This window comes from Psychrobacter sp. TB20-MNA-CIBAN-0197 (assembly GCF_040309765.1).
Taxonomy (GTDB): Bacteria; Pseudomonadota; Gammaproteobacteria; order Pseudomonadales; family Moraxellaceae; genus Psychrobacter; species Psychrobacter submarinus.
On record NZ_JBEOPC010000090.1, the window covers coordinates 1 to 506 of the forward strand.

General features: G+C 63.6%; 1 protein-coding gene. It reads left to right on the forward strand.

The features are described 5' to 3' along the window. The coding region (locus AAEY83_RS12790) for an NAD(P)-dependent oxidoreductase (protein WP_351059259.1) at window positions 1-506 on the forward strand (506 nt) is incomplete at both ends.

Sequence of the window (506 nt, forward strand, 5' to 3'; positions counted from 1 at the left end):
TTGACCTCAGCGCGGCCCGCGAGCGCGGTATCGCCGTGTTCAACGCGCCGTACTCCAACACCCGTTCCGTAGCCGAGCTGGTACTGGCCGAAGCGATCCTGCTGCTGCGCGGCATCCCTGAGAAGAATGCATCCTGCCACCGTGGCGGCTGGATCAAGTCCGCCGCCAACTCGTTCGAGATCCGTGGCAAGAAGCTGGGCATCGTCGGCTACGGCTCGATCGGCACGCAGCTGTCGGTGCTGGCTGAAGGCCTGGGCATGCAAGTGTTCTTCTATGACACCGTGACCAAGCTGCCACTGGGCAACGCTACGCAGGTCAACAACCTGCACGAGCTGCTGGGCATGTCCGATATCGTCACCCTGCACGTCCCGGAAACTGCGGCGACCCAGTGGATGATCGGCGAGAAGGAAATCCGCGCCATCAAGAAGGGCGGCATCCTGATCAACGCCGCGCGCGGCACCGTGGTCGAACTCGACGCCCTGGCGGACGCGATCAAGGACAAGCAC